Genomic DNA, 23,413 nt, shown 5'->3' with positions numbered 1-23,413 from the left:
ACCGGCTGATCGCGCATGCGACGACAACGTGCGTTGTGTTCGAGATTCCGAAAGGGAACGTGCAGGGTCGAAGATAGAGGTGCGTCATGTTCGAAGGATGGGATGCGGTCGCGCTCGCCCGCGCACAATTTGCTTTCACGATGTCGTTCCACATCGTGTTCCCCGCGTTCTCGATCGGGCTCGCAAGTTACCTCGCGGTGCTGGAAGCGCGGTGGCTTTTGACCGGACGCGAGGTCTTCCTCAACCTGTTCAACTACTGGCTCAAAATCTTTGCGGTCGCCTTCGGTATGGGCGTCGTGTCGGGCATCGTGATGGCCTACCAGTTCGGGACCAACTGGTCGGCCTTCGCCGACAAGACTGGCCCTGTGATCGGTCCGCTGATGGCCTACGAGGTGCTCACCGCATTCTTTCTCGAGGCCGGCTTCCTCGGCGTGATGCTGTTCGGCCTCAAGCTCGTCGGCCCCCGGCTGCATTTCCTGGCGACACTGATGGTCGCGATCGGCACGCTGATCTCGGCGTTCTGGATCCTCTCCTCCAATTCCTGGATGCAGACCCCAACTGGCTATGCGGTGAACGCCGACGGCCAGTTCATTCCAACTGATTGGCTCGAGGTGATCTTCAATCCGTCGTTTCCATATCGCCTCGTGCATATGGTGCTGGCGGCCTACCTCACCATGGCGCTGGTGGTCGGCGCCGTGGGCGCGTTTCATCTTCTGCGCGACCCACATATCGCTGGCCCCCGCGTGATGTTCTCCATGGCAATGTGGATGGCCGCCTTGGTGGCGCCGATCCAGATTCTCGCTGGCGACCAGCACGGCCTCAACACGCTTGAGCACCAGCCCGTGAAGATCATGGGTATGGAAGGCCATTACCAAAGCCATCCTGACGGCGCGCCGCTGATCCTGTTCGGCCTGCCCGACCAGCGGCAAGGCAGGGTCAAGTACGCCCTCGAGATTCCCAAGATGGGCTCGCTGATCCTGAAACATTCGCCGAATGCGCCGATGCCCGGCCTCGACACCGTGCCACGTGAAAACTGGCCACCGGTGCCGATCACCTTCTGGTCGTTCCGCATCATGGTCGGCATGGGCTTCCTGATGTTCGGCCTCGGCCTGTTCAGCCTCTGGTGCCGCTGGCGTGGCACGTTGTTCGACTCGCGGCTGTTGCATGTCTTTGCGGTTCTGATGGGACCGGCCGGCTTCATCGCCGTGCTCGCGGGCTGGATCACCACCGAGACCGGGCGGCAACCTTTCACGGTGTACAATCTGCTACGGACTGCTGAATCCGCCTCACCTCTGGCGGCCCCTGCCATCGGCTCCTCACTGCTCGCCTTTGTCATCGTCTATTTCGTCGTGTATGCCGCCGGCGTGACCTATCTGTTGCGGCTGATGTCGCAGCCCCCGCACGCCGGTGAAGCGGGACCGCCCCACGAGGTGCCGACACGTACGGCGGGCATCACGCCTGCGATCGAAGGGGTGACCCAATGAGCCTCGCCATCGACCTCGCAACAATTTGGGCGTTCATCATCGCCTTTGCCGTGTTCGTCTATGTGGTGATGGACGGCTTTGACCTCGGGCTCGGCATCCTGTTTCCGCTGTTTCCGGCGAAAGCCGACCGCGACGTGATTATGATCAGCGTGGCGCCGGTATGGGACGGCAATGAAACCTGGCTCGTGCTCGGCGGCGGCGGCGTGATGGCGGCATTTCCGCTCGCCTACTCCGTGCTGCTGCCCGCGCTCTATACGCCCATGATCGCGATGCTGATCGCGCTCGTCTTCCGCGGCGTCGCCTTCGAATTCCGCTGGCGCACGCAACGAGAACGTAATCCCTGGGACCTCGCCTTTGCCGGCGGATCGTGGCTTGCGGCGCTGGCGCAGGGCATCGCGCTCGGGGCCATCCTGCAGGGCGTGCATGTCGAGGCGCGACATTATGCGGGCGGCTGGTGGGATTGGCTGACGCCGTTCTCGATCCTCACCGGCGTGTCGCTCCTGATCGGCTATGCGCTGCTCGGCGCGACCTGGCTCGTGATGAAGACCGAGGGGAGCTTGCGCGACCGCGCTTATCGTCTGAGCTGGCTATTGTTGATCGCGATGTTGGGGGCGATCGTTGCGGTCAGCATCGCAACGCCATTCCTGCATTTGCAATACACGCATCGCTGGTTCACCTGGCCGAATATCATCTTCACCGCGCCAGTGCCGATCGCGGTCGCTGCTGTCACCGCACTGCTGCTCCGCGCGCTCACGAACAAATACGATTACCAGCCATTCTTTCTGTCGCTTGCACTGTTCGCGCTGTCCTATGCCGGGCTTGGCATCAGCATGTATCCCTTCATCGTGCCGCAGAGCATCACGATCTGGCAGGCGGCCGCGCCGCCGAATAGCCAGATCTTCTTGCTGTTCGGCGTCTCCGTGCTGATCCCGCTGATCCTCGGTTATACCGCGTGGGCCTATTGGGTGTTTCGTGGCAAGGTACGGCCTGAAAGCGGGTATCATTGATGCCACCCGATCGGAATCCGCGCCCGCTCGCGCAACGCCTGTTGTGGTTCGTAGCACTCTGGCTCGGTGGCGTCGGCACGGTGGCGCTGATTTCGCTCGCCTTGCGGCTCTGGATCGCTCCAAAATAACGTAGGTTGTGAACGAGGGATCCGGGGGTGAAAGATTGCTGCGAGATTTTCAATGAGGCGGCTCGTTTATTGGGTCCTGCGATGGAATGGCAGGCGGATTTGCGCTCGTCCATTTTGCACATGAGCCGTCGCAGCTGGCAGGTTATGAACTTGGCCCAACGCGGACCTCGAATGATGGTCGATGTAGCTGCTCTTAGGCATACAGGAGACATCTCGGCAGCGTGAACTAGGATCGGATGTCTGAAGACGCGCCTTAAATTCCGAAATCCAGTTGCGGCTCGGTATAGTCGCCGAGTTGAATGGAAGATAGCGACAACCCCAGAAGGCGTGCCGGATTCGGAAGAGGCATGTTGTCCTCCAGCAGACTGATCGTCAATTCTGCGAGATCATGCCGGTTCGCCACAGCCAAAGGGACGGACCGGCTGCGCGCGCGCACCCCATGTTCCGTGTGCCGTTCTCGCCGTTGCCGCTTCGTGTGCCGCAACGGCGAAGGCTGAGGACAATGACAAATGCTCTTAGCCTGACCGCCTTTGGCTGGCCTGCAGAGCTTGCGTCCATCCTGCTGTTTCTGTACCACCGACACACGATACAGTCCGCGCCATATGATGCGTTTTGATTGATTTTGCTCAGGAATTTTGACTATTGGTAGGGAGTCCCTCCCCCGCTACCATATCCAGCGTAATCCTTTGATTTCCTAGACGTGGCCGATAGAAATTTCGACGCGAGGGATGGCTCATTGAGACATCCGGAACGGCCTCTGATCGATTCTCATGGTCACCACTGGGGCGAACACCCGTGCGTGATTTTGATTTTCGCGGCCGCGCGGCGGCGATACACCGCTGCCTCTCAGTCCTGCGGGGATTGCAGTAGCTGTAGGTGCAACTCGCGCATTGCGTTCGAAATCGCCTTGTTGGGAGACAGTACGTCGTAATCGCCGGTGCGCAGAAATCGACGGATCGATGTCTGCATGTCCACCACACGTCCGGTGATCAGCCTTTGACAGCCGTCACCACCTCGACGACGTTCGCGCCGAAATCCTCAGCAGTCTTGAGATCGCCGGCGATCATTTCGTCCGCTGAGGCGTCGGAAGGTGAGACCACAAGGAGACCTCTGTATCTGCCGAGGTTGTTGAGGTCGTCGCGGGTCGACGCCTTGGTATTGGAGGGGTCGGTCCGGAAGTGCCATTGCGCCCCGCCGCCGCTCTCAAGCACCGCGGCTTCTGGCACAAATCTACGATCTCTTGCGATCTTCGCCGGATCGTCGCGGGGCTTCGCTCGCGCCGAGACGTAGACCGGATAACTCTCCTCATATGTCGCGATAGTCGGCGGTTTCAGCCAGCAGCCAGTCTCGAAATGCGACAAGGGGCGGATGGGTCGAGCGCTCCGGCGGCCACGCGAGATAATACCGTTCAGGGCTCTCCATCGGCAGGTCGAGCGCGCGAACGAGCCGGCCGCTGGCCAATTCATCCTCGATCAGAAAGGTCGGAAGAAGCGCGACGCCGATGCCGACCATTGCCGCCTGGGCAACCGTTGCGAACTGGTCGAAATACATGATTTGCCCCGATCCGGCCTGCACGCCTTGCGCCAGGAACCACTGGTCCCAGGCGGTCGGCCGCGTCGATATGCTGAGCAGTGTCGTGGCCTTGAGATCTTCAGCTGAGCGAAAGCCGCGTTGCTTTCCCAACTCGGGGCTGCATGCGGGAATGACCTCTTCCGAGCGCAACAGGACCATCTCTGCGCCGGGCCAGTCCTGTCGTCCGAAGTGGATTGCCGCATCCAGCGTATCGGTCCGGAAATCGAAATACGACAGGCGTGTCGCGAGATTGATGGTGACACCCGGATTGAGTGCGAGGAATTTGGGGAGCCGCGGTGCAAGCCACCGCGTTCCAAACGTAGGCAGGATCGCAAGGTTGAGCGTGCCGCCTCTGGGGTTGGCGCGCAGATTGAACGATGCGGTACCGATCTTGCGCAGGGCCTCGCGGATTTCGCGCACATAGGCTTCGCCCGCCGCCGTCAGGCGGATCGTCTGGCGCTCGCGGGCGAACAACTCGACCTCGAGCTGCTCCTCCAGCAACCTGATTTGCCGGCTGACGGCGCTCTGGGTGAGGCTAAGCTCGCGGGCCGCCAATGTGACGCTGCCTGTCCGCGCCGCGGCTTCGAACGCTGCGAGCAGGGCAGTTGACGGCAAAAAGCGGCGAGGCGGCTGCATAGATATTCCGAATTGGAATGATGTCTTGAGTATTCTTCGTTTGAATGCTTGAAAATGCAATCATAATTCTAGGCTGTCATGTTCAAAGCGCATGATTGGCCGCCGAGTCGGTCAAGCGGCCGCGGTAGCGGCGAGGAAGGTCTCGATGGCAGCTCGGTTCGTTCCCCCTGACGACATCCGCACCATGTTTTCGCGCGCGATGTCGGAGATGTACCGCGCGGAGGTCCCGCAATATGGGACACTCCTGGGACTGGTCGCCGAGACCAATGCCGAGCGGCTGCAAAGCGATCCTGATTTGCGGGTGAGCCTTGCGCAAAGCGGCGACGCCCAGCGACTTGGCATCGAGCGTCACGGGGCCATCCGGCTTGGCACGGCCCGGGAGCTGTTCGATATTCGTCGCGTCTTCGCGGTGATGGCGATGCACCCGGTCGGTTACTACGACTTGTCGGTCGCCGGCGTTCCGGTTCATTCGACCGCCTTTCGCCCGATCGATGACGAGGCTCTTCGTCACAATCCGTTCCGGGTGTTTACCTCGCTGCTGCGGCTTGATCTCATCGACGATCCCGCCCTTCGCGCCGAGGCCGAGGGCATCCTCGCCGCGCGGCGAATCTTCACGCCACGCGCGTTGGAGCTGGTGGCCTTGTGCGAGGTCGAGAATGGACTGCGTGCGGAGGAAGCCGCCGAATTCGTTCGCGAGATCTTGGAGACGTTCCGCTGGCACAGCGAGGCGACGGTCAGTCTCGCAACGTACCAGAAGCTCCATCGCGCGCATCGTCTGATTGCTGATGTCGTGAGTTTCAGGGGGCCGCACATCAACCATCTGACGCCGCGTACTCTCGATATCGACGCCGTGCAGGCTGCCATGCCGGTACATGGAATCGCGCCCAAGGCAGTGATCGAGGGACCGCCGCGGCGCCAATGTCCGATCCTGTTGCGTCAGACCAGCTTCAAGGCGTTGCAGGAGTCGATCGTCTTCACAGAAGGTGACGGCGAAGGCGCAGCCGGCACGCATACGGCGCGTTTCGGCGAGATCGAACAACGCGGCGCCGCACTGACGCCTGAGGGCCGCGGGCTCTATGACGATCTGCTCGCGTCCGCCCGTCGTGATGTTCAAGTCGCGGCGGATGGCGTTAACGCAGTCGACTATGCCGCCGCGCTATCGGCGCGCTTTGCATCATTTCCGGATGACTGGACCCAGCTGCATGCCAGGGGCCTCGCCTACTTTCGCTATTCGACGACGGAAGGCGGAATAGCATCGAACGGAAACGCCGCGGGGTTGACGGTCGACCAGTTGATCGAGCGAGGTTTCCTGCGTTTCGATCCGATCGTGTACGAGGATTTTCTTCCGGTCAGCGCTGCCGGCATCTTCCAGTCCAATCTCGGTACCGACGAGCAGAAGGACTATGCCGAACGGTTAAACCGTGCCGCGTTCGAGGCCGCTCTCGGCGCTGCCGTTCACGGCGAATTCGAGCTTTACGCCCACGCCCAAAGGGCCTCGCTCGACCGGGCATTGAGCCAGCTCGGGTCGCGCCCGCTCCGGGCAACGGCCGGACGAGAATAACCATTGACCGCGGCGTCATTTCGGTCTGATCAAGTGTTGCCGCAAGCGCGTCGTCGCAGCCGTACGAGATACAATCAGGGTCGACCTTCGGAAAAATGGCCATGTCAGTCACATCAGCTCTGAACCCGCAAGCAAGCAACTCCGGTCTCGCCGCCGATGCCGACAAGCTCCTCGCCGGGCTCGGCGTCAATCGAGCGAGCTACACCGCCGGCACGCTCGCCGTCCATACTCCGATCACCGGGCAGATCATCGGACGGGTTACGGAGAACAGCGCGAGTGAAGCGTTCGCCTTGATCGAGAAGGCCCACACGGCTTTCCTGGCCTGGCGGCTGGTGCCGGCGCCCAAGCGCGGCGAGCTGGTGCGTTTGTTCGGTGACGAGCTGCGGGCCAACAAGCAGGCTCTGGGCCGACTCGTGTCGATCGAGGTTGGCAAGATCTCCTCTGAAGGCCTCGGAGAGGTCCAGGAAATGATCGATATCTGCGATTTCGCGGTCGGTCTGTCCCGGCAGCTCTACGGTCTGACGATCGCGACCGAGCGTGGCGAGCATCGCATGATGGAAAGCTGGCATCCACTCGGCGTCACAGGCATCATCTCGGCGTTCAACTTCCCGGTCGCCGTGTGGGCCTGGAATGCGGCTCTGGCGCTAGTCTGCGGCAACAGCCTGGTCTGGAAGCCGTCGGAGAAGACGCCGCTGACTGCGCTTGCGACCCAGGCTCTGTTTGACCGCGCCTTGGCGCGGTTCAATCGGGAGGGAGGCTGCGCGCCGGAAGGGCTGGCAGTGGTGCTGTTCGGTGGCCGCGAGATCGGCGAAGTGCTCGTCGACCATGCCAAGGTTCCGCTGGTGTCGGCCACGGGCTCCACGGCGATGGGACGCGCCGTCGGCCCGCGGCTCGCCAAGCGGTTCGCTCGTGCGTTGCTGGAACTCGGCGGCAACAACGCGGCTATCGTCGCGCCGACCGCGGATCTCGATCTTACGCTGCGCGGCGTTGCCTTTGCCGCAATGGGAACGGCAGGACAGCGCTGCACGACGCTGCGCCGTCTCTTCGTCCATGACAGCGTCTATGAAAGCTTCGTCCCGCGCCTGAAGCAGGCCTATGCTTCCGTCACCGTCGGCTCACCTCTGGAGACCGGCACGCTGGTCGGGCCGTTGATCGATGCAGGCGCCTATCGCGCCATGCAGAGCGCGCTCGAGGCAGCCAAGACGGCTGGTGGAAAGGTCCACGGTGGTGAACGGGTCGCTGTCGAAGGCGCCCCCGACGCCCACTATGTCCGCCCGGCCCTTGTCGAGATGGCGGCACAGACCGGACCGGTCGAGCACGAGACCTTCGCACCGATCCTCTACGTGATGAAGTATCGCGACTTCGCCTCCGTGCTCGAACTGCACAATGCCGTTCCGCAAGGCCTGTCCTCGTCGATCTTCACCAATGATCTGCGCGAGGCCGAAACCTTCCTCTCGGCTGGCGGCTCCGATTGCGGCATCGCCAACGTCAATATCGGTCCGTCGGGCGCGGAGATCGGCGGTGCGTTCGGCGGCGAGAAGGAGACGGGCGGCGGCCGCGAGTCAGGATCCGACGCCTGGAAGGCCTATATGCGCCGTGCGACCAACACCATCAACTATGGCCGCACGCTTCCGCTCGCCCAAGGCGTCAAGTTCGATGTGGTGTGAGGAGGAGCCGGCGTGAATGCGCCCGTGCAAGCCCGGTCGCAACAGTTTCGATCGTCGAGCCGTCTGGCGGGGATCGGGGTGTCCGAGATTCTGAAGATCACGGGGCTTGCCGCGGATCTGAAGCGGCAGGGCAGGGACGTCATCATCCTCGGTACGGGCGAGCCTGACTTCGATACGCCCGAGCACGTCAAGGACGCGGCCGCGCGCGCGATGCAGGCCGGCGCGACGAAATACACCGCGCTCGATGGCACGCCCGAGCTGAAGGCCGCGATACGCGCCAAATTCCGGCGCGACAACGGCCTCGATTTCGCGCTGGACGAGATCACGGTCGCAGCGGGCGCCAAGCAGATCCTCTTCAACGCGATGATGGCATCGCTCGAGCCGGGCGACGAAGTGATCATCCCGACGCCCTATTGGGTCACCTATGCCGACATCGTGCTGATCGCAGGCGGCAGGCCCGTGCTGGTACCATGCCAGGAAGCCAACGGCTTCCGCCTGGCGGCGGACGATCTTGCGCGCGCAATCACGCCGCGGACACGCTGGTTGATGCTGAACTCGCCGTCCAACCCGTCCGGCGCGGCCTATTCCGAGGCCGACTACCGCCCCATCCTGGACGTGCTGATCGCGCAGCCGCACGTCTGGTTGATGGTGGACGATATCTACGAGCACATCGTTTATGACGATTTTCGCTTTGTCACGCCTGTGGCGATCGAGCCCGAGTTGCGCGCGCGAACCCTGACCGTCAACGGCATTTCAAAAGCCTATGCGATGACGGGCTGGCGCATTGGCTATGCCGGCGGACCAAGTGCGCTGATCCGCGCCATGGCCATCGTGCAGAGCCAGTCGACATCCTGTCCGTCGTCGATCAGCCAGGCTGCCGCGATCGCAGCGCTCGATGGTCCGATGGAGATCGTGCGCCAGCGATGCCGGTCGTTTCAGGCGCGCCGTGATCACGTCGTGGCGGCGTTGAACCAGATCGGCGGTATAAGCTGCCGTCGCCCCGAGGGGGCGTTCTATACCTTCGCGAGCTGCGCAGGGATCATCGGCAGCACCACGCCGTCAGATGAGCTGATCAGCAGCGATGTCGACTTCGCCACCTATCTTCTGAAAACGGCCGGCGTCGCCGTCGTGCCCGGATCCGCATTCGGACTTGCGCCCTACTTCCGGATTTCCTACGCCACGTCGACCTCGGAACTCGAGGAGGCCTGTCGGCGAATTGCCGAGGCGGCAGATGCATTGCGGCTGAAGGAGCCTGCCTGATGGAGGGCGATGCGAAATCGCACGGACTGTGGGAGCTGACGGCGCCGCCGGCGCCTCAGACCCGTTCATTGGCGGGTGAGATGGAGGTCGACGTCGCCATCATCGGTGGCGGCTATACGGGTTTGTCCGCGGCTCTTCACCTCGCCCAGAAAGGCGTCCGTGTCGTCGTGTTGGAGGCCTCCGAGATCGGCTTCGGCGGCTCCGGCCGCAACGTCGGTCTCGTCAACGCGGGCATGTGGGTCATGCCCGACGTCCTGGTATCGACGTTGGGGCAGACCTTCGGCGAGCGCCTGATCGAGCTGTTGGGGCATGGGCCGAGCGAAGTGTTCGATCTCATCGCCAGGCACGGCATCGACTGCGAGCCGGTGCATGCGGGCACACTGCATTGCGCGGTCGGTCGCAGGGGATTGGAAGAGATCGAGACGCGCGCAAAGCAGTGGCAACGCCGCGGTGCGCCGGTCGAAGTGCTCAATGCCGAAGAAACGCGCCGAAAGATCGGCGGCGGCAACTATGCCGGTGCGTTGCTCGACAAGCGGGCCGGCACCATTCAGCCGCTGGCCTATGTCCGCGGCCTGGCACGAGCCGCGCTTGCGGCTGGTGCCGAGATCTTCACCCAGAGTCCCGTTCTCGCCGCAAGCGATGCCGGCTCCCGATGGCAGGTCGACACCAAAGCGGGAATCGTTCGCGCAGATTGGGTGATCGTGGCGACCGATGCTTATGCGCGAGGGCCCTGGTCCGAGCTTCGGAAGGAGCAGGTGCATCTGCCTTACTTCAACTTCGCGACCAGGCCGCTGTCGGACAATCTGAAGGCATCGATCCTGCCGGAACGGCAGGGCGCCTGGGACACGCGGCAGGTGCTCTCCTCGTTTCGCTTCGACCGCGCAGGCCGCCTCGTTTTCGGCAGCGTCGGCGCACTCGAGGGGAGCGGTGCGGCGATCCACCAGGCGTGGGCCATCCGCACCTTGCGGCGCATGTTTCCGCAACTCGCTGGGGTCGAGTTCGAAGCCGCCTGGTACGGTATGATTGGCATGACTTCCGACAATTTGCCGCGTTTTCACAAGCTCAGCCGGAACGTGATTGCCTTCAGCGGATACAATGGCAGAGGCATCGCGCCGGGCACGGTGTTTGGGCGCGCGCTGGCTTCCTATGTGCTCGGCGATGTCAGCGACAAGGATCTCCCGCTGCCGGTCGGAGCGGTCGAGGCACCGCGATGGCGCGCCGCGCAGGAAGCGCTGTACCGCGCAGGCTCCCAGCTCGTTCATTTGACTGAATCGCGGCTCTGATCAGTCGTTCCGCGCTGCCGCTCGCGGCAGTCGGGCCGGGCGCATTCCTGCGCCTGGTCGGCGTCGGCCTGCGCGCGGGTCGCGTCACTGAATACCCAGCGCAGCTGCGGCGCCAGCCCCGGTTGCTGCCTCTTTAGGCCGGCGACTGCCGAGAATATCCGCAAGCAGCATCGTAGAATTTGTTGACGATAGGAAACTTTTGTTCCAGGCTTGCGCAATGGCCGAGATTGCCGAGCACATCAAAGATCCCCGGTTCGTTCTGCAAACGCGGAATCTCACGCGACAGTTCGACGGCTTCTTCGCCGTGAAGAACGTCAATTTCCGGCTTGCCCGCGACAGCGTGCACGCGGTCATCGGCCCCAACGGCGCCGGCAAGACGACGCTGTTCAATCTTCTGACCAAGCATCTGGCCCCGACCGACGGGGCGATCCTGCATGAGGGCGAGGACGTCACGCGCCTGAAAATGCCGGCTATGGCCAAGCGCGGTGTCGTGCGCTCCTTCCAGATCTCGGCGGTGTTCGCCGGCCTGACCGTGCAGGAGAACGTCGAGGTTGCGCTGCTGCGCAGCAGCGGCATCGCATGGAGTGTGCTCGGTCGCATATCGAAGCGGTCCGGCGTCACCGAGCGCGCGGCCGCGTTGTTACGTCGCTTCGGTCTTGCCGAGCACGCGGCGACGATGGCCGGCAACCTCTCCTATGGACGCAAGCGCGTGCTGGAGCTCGCTACGACCCTGGCGCTGGAGCCGAAGGTTCTCCTGCTCGACGAGCCGATGGCGGGGTTGGGACGAGAGGACATCGGCCGCGTCACCGCGCTGATCCAGGAGGCGCGGCAGGGCCGCACGGTGCTGCTGGTCGAGCACAACATGAATGTCGTAGCGCAGCTTGCCGATACGATCACCGTGATGGTGCGGGGTGAGATCCTGGCGGAAGGGCCTTATGACGAGGTTGCCGCCAATCCGGATGTGATCGCGGCCTATACGGGGCGTGCGCATGGCTGAGGCGCTGAGCGTCCGCCGGCTCGAGGCCTGGTACGGCGAATCCAAGGTCGTGCACGGCATGGATTTCTCCGTCGGTGAGGGCGAGGTGGTGGCGCTTCTCGGTCGCAACGGCGCGGGCAAGACCACCACCCTGAAGGCGATCATGGGGCTGCTGCAGAGGCGGACAGGTTCGATCCGCCTCGATGGTGAGGAGATCATTGGCGCGGCGCCCTTCGACGTCGCACGCAAGGGCATTGCTTTCTGTCCGGAAGAGCGCGGCATCTTCGCCAGCCTCAGCGTTCGGGAAAACCTGCTGCTGCCGCCGAAGATCGCCGAGGGCGGCATCGCTCTCGACGAGGTCTTGAACCTCTTTCCAAATCTGAAGGAACGGCTCGACAGCCAGGGCTCGAAGCTCTCCGGCGGTGAGCAGCAGATGCTGGCGCTTGCGCGCATCCTGCGCACCGGTGCACGCGTCCTCCTGCTCGACGAGCCGACCGAGGGACTCGCGCCGGTCATCATCCAGCAGATCGGCCGCATGCTTTCGCATTTGAAGTCGCTTGGCTTCACGATCCTCCTCGTCGAACAAAACGCGGGCTTCGTCTGCGGGCTGGCCGACCGGCACTACGTGGTCGAAACGGGGCGCGTCGTCGACGAGATCGCCGGTGACGAGTTCGAGCGGCGACTCGAATCGGTCAACAACTATCTCGGACTCTGAGACAGCCTGATGAAGGACGCAGTGGCATGACGACAATCTTCGGCGTCCCTTCGGCGGTGCTGTTCGGGCAATTGTTGCTCGGCCTCGTCAATGGCGCCTTCTACGCCATGCTCAGCCTGGGGCTCGCGGTCATCTTCGGCATGATGAACATCGTGAACTTCGCCCATGGCGCGCAGTACATGATGGGAGCGATGCTGGCATGGCTGCTGTTCAATTTTCTCGGCATCGGCTACTGGTCGGCACTGGTCATCGCCCCTCTTTCGGTCGGATTGATGGGCATCGCCGTCGAGCGGTTCTTGCTGCGGCGGCTCTATGGTCTCGATCACCTCTACGGAATGCTGCTGACGTTCGGGCTGGCCCTGATGGCCCAAGGCGCGCTCAGCAATTGGTTCGGCTCATCCGGTCAGCCTTATGCCATTCCCGCCGAGCTCGCCGGTGGCCGCAATCTCGGCTTCATGTTCCTGCCGAATTACAGGGCCTGGGTCCTCGCCGCCTCGCTCGTCGTCTGCCTGGGCACCTGGTACGTGGTCGAGCGCACCAGGCTTGGCGCCTATTTGCGCGCGGCGACCGAGAACCCGATGCTGGTTCAAGCTTTCGGTATCAGGGTGCCGCGCATGATCATGCTGACTTACGGGGCCGGTGTCGCGCTCGCGGCGATGGCGGGTGTGTTGGCGGCTCCGGTCTATCAAGTCAGCCCCAGCATGGGCGCCGATCTGCTGATCGTGGTGTTCGCGGTTGTCGTGATCGGCGGCATGGGCTCGATCATGGGGTCGATCGTGACCGGCTTCCTGGTGGGGCTGATCGAAGGCTTGACCAAGGCGTTCTATCCCGAGCTGTCGAGCACGGTCGTCTTTCTGGTGATGGCCGTGGTGCTGATGCTGCGGCCGGCGGGATTGTTCGGCTCCAGGCTGGACAATGCGGGCGGGCCTCATGAGGCCCCCGCCGAGGCGCCGTCGTCATCGCCCCGCACGCAGATGGTCCTCGTCGTGACGCTCGCCGCGAGCCTGATCGTGGCGCCGCTTGTGATCTATCCGGGCTTCATGATGAAGGCGATGATCTTCGCGCTGTTTGCCTCCGCCTTCAATCTGATCGCCGGATATGGACGCCTGGTGTCTTTCGGGCATGCGATGTTTCTGGGCTCGGCCGGCTATGTCTGCGGGCACGCCGCCAAGGTGTGGGGATTGACGCCGGAACTCGCGATCCTGACCGGGACCGCGACGGCGGCCCTGCTCGGACTGGTGTCGGGCTGGCTCGCGATCCGCCGCAGCGGGATCTACTTCGCCATGGTGACGCTTGCCTTTGCGCAGATGATCTATTTCGTCGCGTTGCAGGCGCCCTTCACGGGTGGCGAGAACGGCTTGCAGGGCGTTCCGCGCGGCATGCTGTTCGGCTGGATCGATCTGTCCAACCCCGTCAATCTGTACGTCTTCGTGACGGTGATCTTTCTCGGCGGCTTCGTCCTGATCATGCGCCTGGTCGATTCGCCGTTCGGACGCGTGCTGAGGGCGATCAGCAATCACGAGGCTCGCGCGCAGTCACTCGGCTTCGAGATCGACCACTACAAATGCGTCGCGTTCACGCTGTCAGCTGCCCTGGCGGGCCTTGCCGGGTCGACCAAGGCGATCGTCACCCAGATCGCCAGTCTCACCGATGCGCATTGGTCGATGTCGGGCGAAGTCCTGCTCATGACGTTTCTCGGCGGTGTCGGCACGCTCCTGGGGCCGGTGATCGGCGCGTTCGTGGTCGTAGCCATGCAGAATTATCTGGCCGGCCTCGGCCAATGGGTCGCGGTGATCCACGGGTTGATCTTCGCCGTCTGCGTTCTTGCGTTCCGCCGCGGTATCGTCGGCGAGGCCGCGGCGTGGTGGCGCCGGCGCAAGCCGCATGGCGCGGGTCCGGTGCCGGCGCCCGTGCAGGCTGCGTCGGGCAAGTGAGCTTGAAGTGGTGCAGTGAAGAGGAGCGGCAATTGAAGATGCATCGGCGATTCATGCGGGGGCTTGTAGCGCTCTCCATCCTCGGTTCTTTCGGTCAGGCGGGAACGGCGTTCGCGCAAGCCAGCGACGAGATCGTCAAGCTCGGCGTGCTGACGGACATGTCCGGCCAGTATTCGGACATGAACGGCCCGGGTTCGCTGCTTGCCGCGCGAATGGCCGTCACCGATTTCGGCGGGACCGTGCTCGGCAAGCCGGTCGAGGTGGTCGGCGCAGACCATCAGCAGAAGGCCGATGTCGGCCTCGGCATTGCGCGGCAGTGGATCGAAAGCGAGAAGGTCGACGCCATCGTTGACGTCACCAACAGCGCCATTGCGCTGGCGGTTCAGCAGCTGACGCGAGAGACCAACAGGATCGCGCTGTTTTCCTCGCCGGGCACGACCGATCTCACCGGCAAGGCCTGCTCACCGACCGGCTTTCAATGGGTCTACGACAACTACTCCAATGTTGTCGGTCCGGTCAGGACCCTGATCGAGAAGGGCAACGACACCTTCTTCATCGTCACTGCCGACTTCGCGTTCGGACATTCGCTGGAGAAGATCGCGACCGACGCAATCAAGGCCAATGGCGGCAAGCTCGTCGGTTCCATACGCCATCCCTTCGGCGCCAACGACCTCTCGGCCTTCCTTCTGCCGGCGCAGGCCTCGAAAGCCAAGGTGATCCTGCTCGCGACTGCGGGCAAGGATCTGACGACGGCCATCAAGCAGGCCAGCGAGTTCGGCATCACCGCGGGCGGCCAGATCCTCAGCGCTCCGGTGGTATTCCTGACCGACATTCATGCGCTCGGTCTCTCCAGCGCGCAGGGAATGTCGTTCCTCGAGGGCTTCTACTGGGATCAGAACGACGAAACCCGCGCCTTCGCCAAGCGCTTCTTCGAGGCGCGCAAGACCATGCCGACCGCGCTGCAGGCCGGCGTCTATTCGGAGGTGCTGCACTATCTGAAGGCGGTGCAGGCGGCGGGGACCGACGAGGCCAAGGCCGTTGCCGCCAAAATGCGCGAGCTGCCGGTCAACGACTTCTTTGCCAAGAACGGCAAGGTCCGGGAGGACGGGCGAATGGTGCATGATATGCTGCTCGTCCAGGTTAAGAAGCCTTCCGAATCGAAGGGGTCGTGGGACTATTATAATGTTGTGGCAAGTGTTCCGGGGGATCAGGTATTCCTGCCACTCAGCCAGAGCGAGTGCTCGCTCGTAAAGAAATGAACCACGTCACGGGCGGCGCAATCAGCGCCGCCCGTGACGGTCCCGAGAAGGAACGGCCGTGGCCAAGAAAGCGATCAAACCCCGCACCAGCGCCGCGGCGCAGCTCTCGCCGCCGGTGCCGGCCCGGTTTTCCGCGCCACGACCGGCGAAGGAGGACACGTCCGTCGATCTCGGCCAGCGCTTGAAGCGCATGCGCTTCGACAATGGCTGGACGTTGGAAGACGTCAGCCAGCGCACCGGTGTATCGCGTTCGACGCTCTCCAAGATCGAGAATGGCCAGATGTCGCCGACATACGACGTGCTGCAGAAGATCGTTCGCGGCACCGGACTGGACATCGTCGAACTGTTCGACACGCGCCAGCAAAGCGCTCCATTCGGGCGCTGCAGCATCACGCGGCGCGGCGAGGGCAGGTCGCATCAGACGGCGACCTATCACTACGAACTGCTCGCGACCGATCTCGCGCACAAGCAGATATTGCCCTTCAAGTCGCGGGTGGTCGCGCGGAGCCTGGACGAATTTCCAAACTGGGTGCGCCATCAGGGCGAGGAGTTCCTCTGCGTGCTCTCGGGCCGCATCCAGCTTCACACGGAGTTCTACGCGCCCGTGATTCTCGAGGCCGGCGACAGCGCTTATTTCGACAGCAAGATGGGGCATGCGATCATATCCCTGAGCAGGGAGGACGCAGAGATCATCTGGACCTGCACGGGTATCGCGTCGATCGAATAAAGGAAGTGAGGAAGTCTTGTTGCGTTACTATACGGCAGCCGAGGTTGAAGCCGGCCTCGACTATGTCAGGCTGATCGACGCTCTGGCCGAATCCTTTCGGCGCGGCGGCGAGGCCATGCCGGTTCGACAAAGCTACGAGCTTGGAACGCCGGACAAGCCCGGGCATCTCCTGACGATGCCGGCCTGGGAGCGCGGCAAGGCGCTCGGGGTGAAGCTCGTAACGGTCTTTCCCGCCAATGCCGCCCGCGGAATCGGCTCGGTCTCCTCGCTCTACACGCTGTTCGACGGGGCAACCGGCCAGCCTCGCGCCATGATTGACGGTGAAGCGCTGACCAACCGGCGGACGGCGGCCGCCTCTGCGCTGGCGTCGCGATATCTGTCGCGACGGAATAGCAACACGCTCCTGGTCATCGGAACCGGCCGCATCGCGTCCTGCCTGCCGGCTGCGCATCGCGCCGTGCGGCCGATCGAGCGGGTGCTTGTCTGGGGACGCAATGCGGAGCGCGCGCGGGTGTTTGCAGGCACGTTCTGTCACCAGGGGTTCGCCGCCGAACCTGTCGCCGACCTGACCGAGGCTTTGGCTCAGGCGGACATCGTGAGCTGTGCCACGACATCGAGCGAACCCATCGTGTTGGGGCGCTACTTGCGGCCCGGGACACATCTTGACCTCGTCGGCGCGTTCACGCCGAACATGCGCGAGAGCGACGACGATGCGATCTGCCGTAGCCGCGTCTTTGTCGATACCTATGGCGGCGCGCTCGCGGAGGCAGGCGATCTGCTCCAGCCGATCGCCGCGCGCCGCTGGCACGCCGACAGGATCTGTGGTGATCTGCACGAACTAACCAGTGGCGCGCGATCGGGACGCCTCGACGAAAGCGATATCACGATCTTCAAGTCGGTCGGCGCTGCATCCGAGGATCTTGCCGCCGCCTCGCTGCTCGTCGGTGGATGGGATTCCGTGGCGGGCGGAGCCTCGTCGTAAGCTGCGTCGCTCGAAAGGGAAAGGCAATGCCGACGATCGAAAAACCGGGCTTCTGCACGTTGTGTCGATCGCGGTGCGGCACCGTGAACGTCATCGAGAACGATCGGCTCGTCGCCGTCAGGCCTGATCCCACGCATCCGACCGGCAAGGCGTTGTGCCCGAAAGGGCGGGCCGCGCCGGAGATTGCACATTCGGCGCGTCGGCTGAAAACGCCGCTGCGACGAACGGCGCCGAAGGGAGCCGCGGATCCTGGTTTCGTGCCGATCACCTGGGACGAGGCGCTGACGGAAATCGCCGATAAGCTTGCACGCTACCGCGCCGAGACGGGACCGGAATCGGTCGCGTTCGCCGTTACGTCCGGCTCGTCCTCGTCGACCTCGGATAGTCTCGACTGGATCCAGCGCTTCGTCCGTGGTTTCGGAAGCCCTAATACGGTCTTCTCGACCGAGATATGTAACTGGCACAAGGACCACGCCCATGCCTTCACATTCGGCTGTGGTTTGCCGCCTGCCGATTATCGGCACTCGGATCTGATCCTGCTGTGGGGGCACAATCCCGCCAACGTTTGGTTGGCGCAAGCCGAGGCGATCGCCGAAGCAAGGAAGAAGGGTGCGAAGCTCGTTGCGATCGATCCCCGGCGCAACGGATCATCACGCGATGCCGATCTCTGGCTGCGCATTCGACCGGGTACCGATGCGGCGCTCGCCCTCGGGCTTGCCCGTTGGTTGATCGTCAATCGCGCATATGACGCCGAGTTCGTCCGCCACTGGACCAACGCTGCTTTCCTGGTGCGCGAGGATGATGGACGGTTTCTGCGCCCGGCCGATGTCGGCCGGTCAGGTGAGGGCTATCTGGTCTGGTCGTCGCGGTCCGATCAGCTGGCCTCTGCCGAGGACGGCCTCAATGACGCCGCGCTCGAAGGCCGTTTTGAGATCGTGGCGGCCGACCGGACCATCGCCTGCCGGACCGCATTCGATCATTATTTCGGCGCGACCTTAGCCTACGATCCGGCAACGGTCGAGCACATCACGGGAATTCCAGCAGCCGAGGTGGAGCAGCTTGCTCGCGCCGTCGCCGACGCCAAATCGATCTGCTACCATGGTTGGACCGGTGTCGGGCAGCACACCAACGCCTCGCAGACCGAGCGCGCGATCGCGACGCTCTATGCGCTGACAGGCCATTTCGACGCGGTGGGCGGCAATGTCCGCATGCCGGCTCTGCCGGCTCCGGCGCTGCATTCGATCTCGATGATCAAGCCCGAGACCCGCATGCGCGCACTTGGTCTTGCCGAGCGGCCGCTTGGTCCGCCGGCTGACGGCTGGATCACGTCGACCGATTTCTATGATGCGGCCCTGATCGGCAAGCCTTATCGGATCCGGGCGCTGTTTGCCTTCGGTTCCAACCTGCTGGTATCGCACCCGGCGCCCGACCATGGCCGTGAGGCGCTGAAGGCACTCGATTTCCAGGTTCACTGCGATCTGTTTCTCAATCCAACCGCGGAAATGGCCGATATCGTGTTGCCGGTCTCCAGTCCGTGGGAACACGAGGCGCTGCGGCTTGGGTTCGAAATCTCGCCGGAGGCGCAGGAGTTGGTTCAACTGCGGCCGCCAATGATTCCGCGCCAGGGCGATGCGCGCTCGGACATGTGGATCGTGTTCCAGCTCGCGCGGCGCCTGGAAATGGGAGAGTTGTTCTTCGATGGGGACATCGAGAGGGGCTTTGCACATCTGCTCGCGCCTCTGGGGTTGACGGTCGAGGCCCTGCGCGCGAAGCCTGAAGGCATCCGTGTGCCGCTGCAGCACGATCATCGAAAATACCGCAGCAGCGGATTTGCGACCCAAACGGGCAAGGCCGAGCTCTATTCGGAGCTGTTGCACCGCCACGGCTATCCGGCGGTGCCGCGCTTCGTCGAACCTGCCGAGCGCCGCAACGACAGCTTCCCGCTCACGCTGTTTTCGGCCAATAGCGGCTATTTCTGTCACAGCCAGCATCGCGGTATCACCACATTGCGGCGCAAGCGCGAGGAGCCGACGGCGGAGATTCATCCCGAGCTCGCGCGCCGCAAGGGAATTGCCGCCGGCGCCTGGATGACAGTGCGGACCCGCAAGGGCAGCATCAGGATGCGGGCGGCATTCAACGACGCCCTGGCTGAGGATGTCGTGGCCAGCGATTACGGTTGGTGGCAGCCGTCGCCGGATCTCGGTTTGCCCGGCTATCTGCCTGACGATACGCGTCCGGTCGGATCGAGTTTCAACGCGGTGATTTCCGAGGACGATCGTGATCCGCTCAGCGGAGCCTTGGCGCTCCGTTCGTTCGCCTGCGACGTGGAACGTTGCGACACCCGGGCCTGGGCCGGCTGGAGATCGTTTGCGGTCACCGGGCGCCGCGAGATCAGCAAAGATGTCGTCGAGTTGACGTTGCGGCCGAGTGACGGCGGTTTGCTGGCGCCGTTCCGGCCTGGTCAATATGTCGGCTTTCGCGTGGATGGCGCCAGCAGGTCTTATTCGCTGACCGGCGCGGCCATCGCGGAGCCCGACGCCTATCGCATTGCCGTGCGGCACATCGAAGGCGGATTGGTCTCGGGAGCAATCCGACATCGACTGACGCCCGGCGCCCATGTTGAGCTGGAGGCGCCGAGAGGAGGATTCGTTCTTCCGCTGCGCAATGAATTTCCGATCGTGCTGATCGCCGGCGGCATCGGCATCACGCCGTTCCTGTCCTATTTGGAAACGCTGCAGGGCGGCAGCGGCGAGCCCGAGATCTGGCTGCATTATGGCTGCCGTGACGGAGCAAGCCAGCCGTTCCGCGAACGGTTGGAGGTACTCCGGCAACGGCTGCCAAATCTGACTTTGATGACCCATCTCAGCCAGCCCGCAGAAGGTGATCGCTTTGATCGCCGGGGCCGTTTCACCGTATCGGACATCGAGCCGGATCTGCTGCGCCGGCGCGCGCGATTTTATATCTGCGCGTCCGACCTGATGATGCGTGACGTCAGGGATGGCCTGAAAGCGCGTGGCGTACCGGATTTCGAGATCTTTACGGAACGATTCCACTCGCCCGTCACCGCAATGCCGGAAGATCCATCGCCCCGCCGGATCACTTTTGCGCGTTCGGGAAAAACTGTCACTTGGTTTCCTCAAACCCCGGCAGGCGGCATTTTGGCCACAGCGGAACGATCAGGTCTTTCGCTGCCGAGCGGATGTCGCGTCGGTCAGTGTGAGAATTGTTGCGTGCCGATCAAGGAAGGTCGCGTCCGTCATCTGATCGACAGCCTTGATTTGGAAGAAGGGCACTGTCTAACCTGTCAGGCCATTCCTCTGACCGACCTCATTCTCGATGCGTGACAGAGGTCGTACCACGCTCGCGCCCCTGAACGATCTCTCCACTTCGGACGGCCCTATCGGCGAGTCGGTAGCCTTGGCGTGCTAACGTACGATGACGGCAACCGGCGATCGAGTTTCTGCGACAGAGGTTGTCTTACCCGATCTGCAGCCCGAGATCTCCTAGCATTCCGCTTGGTCGGCATAAGGCCGCAATCGCCTCGCGAAGCACGAGTTGCCTTAAGCGCGCCTGGGAAGTTCGGTCTTGATTGCCAAGTGGGGGCGTTGCTGTGGTGAAACGAGGCTAGGCCTACGATCCCGCGACAGCGATTTCGGAGCCGGGCCTGACGGGCAACCGGAGAAGCGATGGATAGGACGGTCCATGCCAGACCCCAATGGTAATAACCACGGCGTGCGTCTTTGGAGTGCTCACCGGGTCTTCGCCCGTGCCCGGATTGACGGGGTAGGCCGGGAAGTCAGCACCCGCGATCGAGAGGCGGAGCCGCTCACCCTTCTTGAGCGTCGCGCACGTGGTAGCCAGCTTCAGCTTGTGTCGGCCGGCTGTCGCTGCGCGGTAATGCGCATATCCACTCGAGATCTGAAGGACCCGTTCGTCAGAAGTAACGAGTGAAAGGATGCAGCAAAGATCGAAGCTCGGACGGTCGCAACTCAGCTCGAGTTCGACTTCGGGCTCGCCGGCCACCTCGACGGCGTCTTCGAGAGCCTCCGTCGTAAAGGTCAAGACGTCGCCGCGTTCATCGGCGACCCGGCGGTCGACTGGCCCCGTCGGAGCGCCATAGTAGCCGCCGACAGTCGGCGCGGGTCGCCAGGGATCGTGCACGATGTGCTCGACATCCATCTCCGGGCCCGGCCGAAGACCGAGAGTGCCGTCGTGAGCATCCAGCGATGCTCGACCGGCGCCACCGAGGAATAATTCCTGCGAGTTTGCCGGCAGATCCTGATACTGCCGCCATTTTTTCAAACCCATATCGAACAACTCGATCCGTTGGTCTTTAGCCGGGCTCGACGAATGCTTGAGGATGCGGTCAAAGAACCGGATGTGATCGATGTCGACATTGCGGTCCGCCTCTGGCCCGAAGTCGACCGAGCCTACTTTCCGCGTCCACGGAAAATGGATCCAGGGTCCGACGATCAGCCTGGTGTCATCGCAGCTGCTTGCGACCGCCCGGAAGGACTCGATCGTGGCCGGCAGGAAAGGGTCGAACCAGCCACCGACGAACAGCATCGGCAAACGGCGGGTACGAATGGCGTCGAGGTGTGTCGCAGGCGAAATGCTGTCCCAGTATGGAGAATCGGGGGGCGTTTCGAGCCAGTCCATGACGTGCGAATAATGCCGATATTTTTGCAGCAGCTGTGGCATTGCCGCGATAGGGCCGCTAAGCGGCAGGTTGGTCCCGGCGGCTTGCAGGGCGCTGAACGCCTCGTCGTCGCCAGCGCGTCGCGCCGCCTCTGCCGTGATCTGGATGCCCCAGCCGATCATGTGCTTCATCTGGAGGGCGTCGTTCTCGTAGGCCCAATGCGCGGGATTCCACGGCCCCATCGCCGGCGCGAGGGCCTTCAGCGACGGGCAGTCTCCCGCAGCAGCAAGCAGTTGGTTGTAGGCTTGATAGGAAAAGCCGTACATCCCGACGTCGCCGTTCGCACCATCGAGACGGGCCGCCCATTCGATTGCCTCCGCGCCATCTTCGACCTCGGTTTCACCGGGGCGGAATGTCCCTTCCGATGTGCCGCGTCCTCTGACGTCCTGCACCACGACGATATAGCCATGTGAGGCGTACCAGGAAGGATGCGCGTAGCAGATGCTGCATGCGATGCGTCTGCTATAGGCTTGGCGCTGAAGCAGAACCGGATAGGGTCCCGGCGCCGCCGGACGGTACACGTCGGCATCGAGCCGCGTGCCATCCTTCAGCGTCATGGTCTCGATTTGCGGGGGCAAGACGGGCAATCGAAGTGATTTTGCTGACATCTACAGAAGCTTCACCGTGAATCTATGCGTTCAAAGGCGCGGCGTGTCGAAAATCCCGACTATGGGGTCGGCTAATTCGTTGCCGATCTGATCCGTGACATCGGATACTGTTCGACCTCCGTGATCAGCTTGATCAAGCGGCTGGCTGCGCGTTCGACGGACGTACGGCCGCGCTCGGCGTCAGCGAGAGCGGCATTGCCGCAGGCACCCTTCGGGTTGATGTCCTGCATCTGCCAGCCGAAACCAACTGGGCCTTCCGGCATGAGGATCTCGCATTCCGTCTCCAATGTCTGAGACAGCGCCCTGAAATCCTCTGCCAACGCCATGTCGACGAGACGAGGATGCAGATGGAGCATCACGCTGGTCTCGATTTCTCCGGCGTGAATTCCATGCTTGCGTTCGGCCGCACTGAAAAGGTCCGACAGGTCCGTGAAGCGCGACCATTGCGAGGAGACGGCCAGCATGCCGAGCTTGACGCGCAATTCGCGGCAGACGATCTCCATGACCTGCGGCTGGCCGCCATGGGAGTTGACGAAGACGACCTTGCGAATCCCCGCTCGGTGGGCGCTTTCGCAGACTTCGTACCAGACGCGGCCCAGGGTTTCCGCCGAGAGCGTCAGCGTGCCGGGGAACGCAGAATGCTCATTCGACTTGCCGATCGACATCGTTGGCAGGATGAGGGCCGGGAAATCGTCGGGCATCTGCGCAACTGCGTGCTGGATGATGCCATCGACGATCGCCGTATCGACGCGAACCGGCAGATGCGGTCCGTGCTGCTCGACAGCGCCGACCGGCAGCACGGCGACGATCCTGCTCATATCAAGCTGACGGAAATCCTCGGCCGACAGGTCCCACCACCAATGCGACTTCAGTTTCATCTCGGTTGCCTTGGCTCGAATTGGCGGACAAGCCGGC

18 protein-coding genes and 1 pseudogene are annotated in these 23,413 nt (G+C 63.1%); 15 read left to right on the top strand and 4 right to left on the bottom strand.

The features are described from left to right. Positions 1-86 precede the first annotated feature (86 nt). The 3 genes from JQ592_RS32450 to JQ592_RS38430 are packed head-to-tail and all read left to right on the top strand — an operon-like array spanning position 87 to position 2,619. Positions 87-1,484 (top strand): cytochrome ubiquinol oxidase subunit I, encoded by a 1,398-nt coding sequence (locus JQ592_RS32450; RefSeq protein ID WP_211406798.1) that lies wholly within the window; start codon positions 87-89, stop codon positions 1,482-1,484. After that, the gene (gene cydB, locus JQ592_RS32445; protein ID WP_211406797.1) at positions 1,481-2,491 is read left to right on the top strand and encodes a cytochrome d ubiquinol oxidase subunit II; all 1,011 of its coding nucleotides are present in this window, start codon (positions 1,481-1,483) and stop codon (positions 2,489-2,491) included. The genes JQ592_RS32450 and cydB overlap by 4 nt, the downstream gene beginning before the upstream one ends. Continuing rightward, positions 2,491-2,619, top strand: a complete 129-nt coding sequence (locus JQ592_RS38430; RefSeq protein ID WP_128936325.1) for a DUF2474 domain-containing protein — start codon at positions 2,491-2,493, stop codon at positions 2,617-2,619. Before cydB ends, JQ592_RS38430 begins: the two co-directional genes overlap by 1 nt. 989 nt (positions 2,620-3,608) lie before the next feature. On the opposite strand, the gene JQ592_RS32440 is transcribed toward JQ592_RS38430, so the two are convergent. Together JQ592_RS32440 and JQ592_RS32435 are read right to left on the bottom strand one after the other, a co-directional pair. Further along, the gene (locus tag JQ592_RS32440; RefSeq protein WP_211406796.1) at positions 3,609-3,845 is read right to left on the bottom strand and encodes a hypothetical protein; all 237 of its coding nucleotides are present in this window, start codon (positions 3,843-3,845) and stop codon (positions 3,609-3,611) included. A gap of 79 nt (positions 3,846-3,924) precedes the next feature. Continuing rightward, a complete protein-coding gene (locus tag JQ592_RS32435; RefSeq protein WP_211406900.1) occupies positions 3,925-4,827 on the bottom strand; it encodes a LysR substrate-binding domain-containing protein in 903 nt (300 codons plus the stop codon). Positions 4,828-4,972: 145 nt separating this feature from the next. On the opposite strand from JQ592_RS32435, the gene hglS reads away from it, so the two are divergent. From hglS to JQ592_RS32380, 12 genes and pseudogenes are all read left to right on the top strand, one after another. Continuing rightward, complete coding sequence (hglS, locus tag JQ592_RS32430) at positions 4,973-6,388, top strand: 2-oxoadipate dioxygenase/decarboxylase HglS (protein WP_211406795.1); 1,416 nt, start codon at positions 4,973-4,975, stop codon at positions 6,386-6,388. 101 nt (positions 6,389-6,489) lie between these two features. Further along, on the top strand, positions 6,490-8,055 hold the full coding sequence (gene amaB / locus JQ592_RS32425; RefSeq protein ID WP_211406794.1) for an L-piperidine-6-carboxylate dehydrogenase: 1,566 nt from the start codon (positions 6,490-6,492) through the stop codon (positions 8,053-8,055). A 12-nt stretch (positions 8,056-8,067) separates the two neighbouring features. Further along, a complete protein-coding gene (locus JQ592_RS32420; RefSeq protein WP_211406793.1) occupies positions 8,068-9,315 on the top strand; it encodes a pyridoxal phosphate-dependent aminotransferase in 1,248 nt (415 codons plus the stop codon). After that, positions 9,315-10,598 (top strand): NAD(P)/FAD-dependent oxidoreductase, encoded by a 1,284-nt coding sequence (locus tag JQ592_RS32415; protein ID WP_211406792.1) that lies wholly within the window; start codon positions 9,315-9,317, stop codon positions 10,596-10,598. Before JQ592_RS32420 ends, JQ592_RS32415 begins: the two co-directional genes overlap by 1 nt. Positions 10,599-10,815: 217 nt before the next feature. Continuing rightward, a complete protein-coding gene (locus tag JQ592_RS32410) occupies positions 10,816-11,595 on the top strand; it encodes an ABC transporter ATP-binding protein (RefSeq protein WP_211406791.1) in 780 nt (259 codons plus the stop codon). Beyond that, entirely contained in the window at positions 11,588-12,289 is a 702-nt protein-coding gene (locus JQ592_RS32405) for an ABC transporter ATP-binding protein (protein ID WP_211406790.1), read from the top strand. Before JQ592_RS32410 ends, JQ592_RS32405 begins: the two co-directional genes overlap by 8 nt. A 26-nt stretch (positions 12,290-12,315) precedes the next feature. Further along, a pseudogene (locus JQ592_RS38420) lies at positions 12,316-13,191 on the top strand (branched-chain amino acid ABC transporter permease); the annotation flags it as partial. After that, positions 13,165-14,223 carry a branched-chain amino acid ABC transporter permease gene (locus JQ592_RS38415; protein ID WP_349630515.1) on the top strand — a complete coding sequence of 353 codons (1,059 nt, stop codon included), beginning with the start codon at positions 13,165-13,167 and terminating at the stop codon, positions 14,221-14,223. The pseudogene JQ592_RS38420 and the gene JQ592_RS38415, both read left to right, overlap by 27 nt. A gap of 38 nt (positions 14,224-14,261) precedes the next feature. Next, positions 14,262-15,482 carry an ABC transporter substrate-binding protein gene (locus JQ592_RS32395; RefSeq protein ID WP_211406788.1) on the top strand — a complete coding sequence of 407 codons (1,221 nt, stop codon included), beginning with the start codon at positions 14,262-14,264 and terminating at the stop codon, positions 15,480-15,482. A 58-nt stretch (positions 15,483-15,540) separates the two neighbouring features. Continuing rightward, positions 15,541-16,209, top strand: coding sequence for a helix-turn-helix domain-containing protein (locus JQ592_RS38800; RefSeq protein WP_211406787.1), 669 nt, complete (start codon positions 15,541-15,543; stop codon positions 16,207-16,209). Between the two features lie 16 nt (positions 16,210-16,225). Then, positions 16,226-17,191 (top strand): ornithine cyclodeaminase family protein, encoded by a 966-nt coding sequence (locus tag JQ592_RS32385; RefSeq protein WP_211406786.1) that lies wholly within the window; start codon positions 16,226-16,228, stop codon positions 17,189-17,191. Between the two features lie 26 nt (positions 17,192-17,217). Further along, on the top strand, positions 17,218-20,535 hold the full coding sequence (locus JQ592_RS32380; protein ID WP_211406785.1) for a molybdopterin-dependent oxidoreductase: 3,318 nt from the start codon (positions 17,218-17,220) through the stop codon (positions 20,533-20,535). A gap of 286 nt (positions 20,536-20,821) precedes the next feature. Here JQ592_RS32380 and JQ592_RS32375 read toward each other — a convergent pair whose 3' ends face one another. Both JQ592_RS32375 and JQ592_RS32370 read right to left on the bottom strand, forming a co-directional pair. After that, positions 20,822-22,498, bottom strand: a complete 1,677-nt coding sequence (locus JQ592_RS32375; RefSeq protein ID WP_211406784.1) for a CocE/NonD family hydrolase — start codon at positions 22,496-22,498, stop codon at positions 20,822-20,824. Between the two features lie 71 nt (positions 22,499-22,569). Further along, positions 22,570-23,376 carry a creatininase family protein gene (locus JQ592_RS32370; protein WP_211406783.1) on the bottom strand — a complete coding sequence of 269 codons (807 nt, stop codon included), beginning with the start codon at positions 23,374-23,376 and terminating at the stop codon, positions 22,570-22,572. Positions 23,377-23,413 lie beyond the last annotated feature (37 nt).

Origin of the sequence: Bradyrhizobium iriomotense (assembly GCF_018129405.1) — a bacterium.
GTDB classification, from domain to species: domain Bacteria; phylum Pseudomonadota; class Alphaproteobacteria; order Rhizobiales; family Xanthobacteraceae; genus Bradyrhizobium; species Bradyrhizobium iriomotense_B.
This window is presented reverse-complemented; position numbering and strand designations above follow the sequence as displayed.

Bases quoted from the DNA above. Each gene is read 5' to 3' on its own strand.
- JQ592_RS32450 (WP_211406798.1), top strand. From the start codon at position 87: ATGTTCGAAGGATGGGATGCGGTCGCGCTCGCCCGCGCACAATTTGCT.
- cydB (WP_211406797.1), top strand. From the start codon at position 1,481: ATGAGCCTCGCCATCGACCTCGCAACAATTTGGGCGTTCATCATCGCC.
- JQ592_RS38430 (WP_128936325.1), top strand. From the start codon at position 2,491: ATGCCACCCGATCGGAATCCGCGCCCGCTCGCGCAACGCCTGTTGTGG.
- JQ592_RS32435 (WP_211406900.1), bottom strand. From the start codon at position 4,827: ATGCAGCCGCCTCGCCGCTTTTTGCCGTCAACTGCCCTGCTCGCAGCG.
- hglS (WP_211406795.1), top strand. From the start codon at position 4,973: ATGGCAGCTCGGTTCGTTCCCCCTGACGACATCCGCACCATGTTTTCG.
- amaB (WP_211406794.1), top strand. From the start codon at position 6,490: ATGTCAGTCACATCAGCTCTGAACCCGCAAGCAAGCAACTCCGGTCTC.
- JQ592_RS32415 (WP_211406792.1), top strand. From the start codon at position 9,315: ATGGAGGGCGATGCGAAATCGCACGGACTGTGGGAGCTGACGGCGCCG.
- JQ592_RS32410 (WP_211406791.1), top strand. From the start codon at position 10,816: ATGGCCGAGATTGCCGAGCACATCAAAGATCCCCGGTTCGTTCTGCAA.
- JQ592_RS32405 (WP_211406790.1), top strand. From the start codon at position 11,588: ATGGCTGAGGCGCTGAGCGTCCGCCGGCTCGAGGCCTGGTACGGCGAA.
- JQ592_RS38415 (WP_349630515.1), top strand. From the start codon at position 13,165: ATGCTGCGGCCGGCGGGATTGTTCGGCTCCAGGCTGGACAATGCGGGC.
- JQ592_RS32395 (WP_211406788.1), top strand. From the start codon at position 14,262: ATGCATCGGCGATTCATGCGGGGGCTTGTAGCGCTCTCCATCCTCGGT.
- JQ592_RS32380 (WP_211406785.1), top strand. From the start codon at position 17,218: ATGCCGACGATCGAAAAACCGGGCTTCTGCACGTTGTGTCGATCGCGG.
- JQ592_RS32375 (WP_211406784.1), bottom strand. From the start codon at position 22,498: ATGTCAGCAAAATCACTTCGATTGCCCGTCTTGCCCCCGCAAATCGAG.
- JQ592_RS32370 (WP_211406783.1), bottom strand. From the start codon at position 23,376: ATGAAACTGAAGTCGCATTGGTGGTGGGACCTGTCGGCCGAGGATTTC.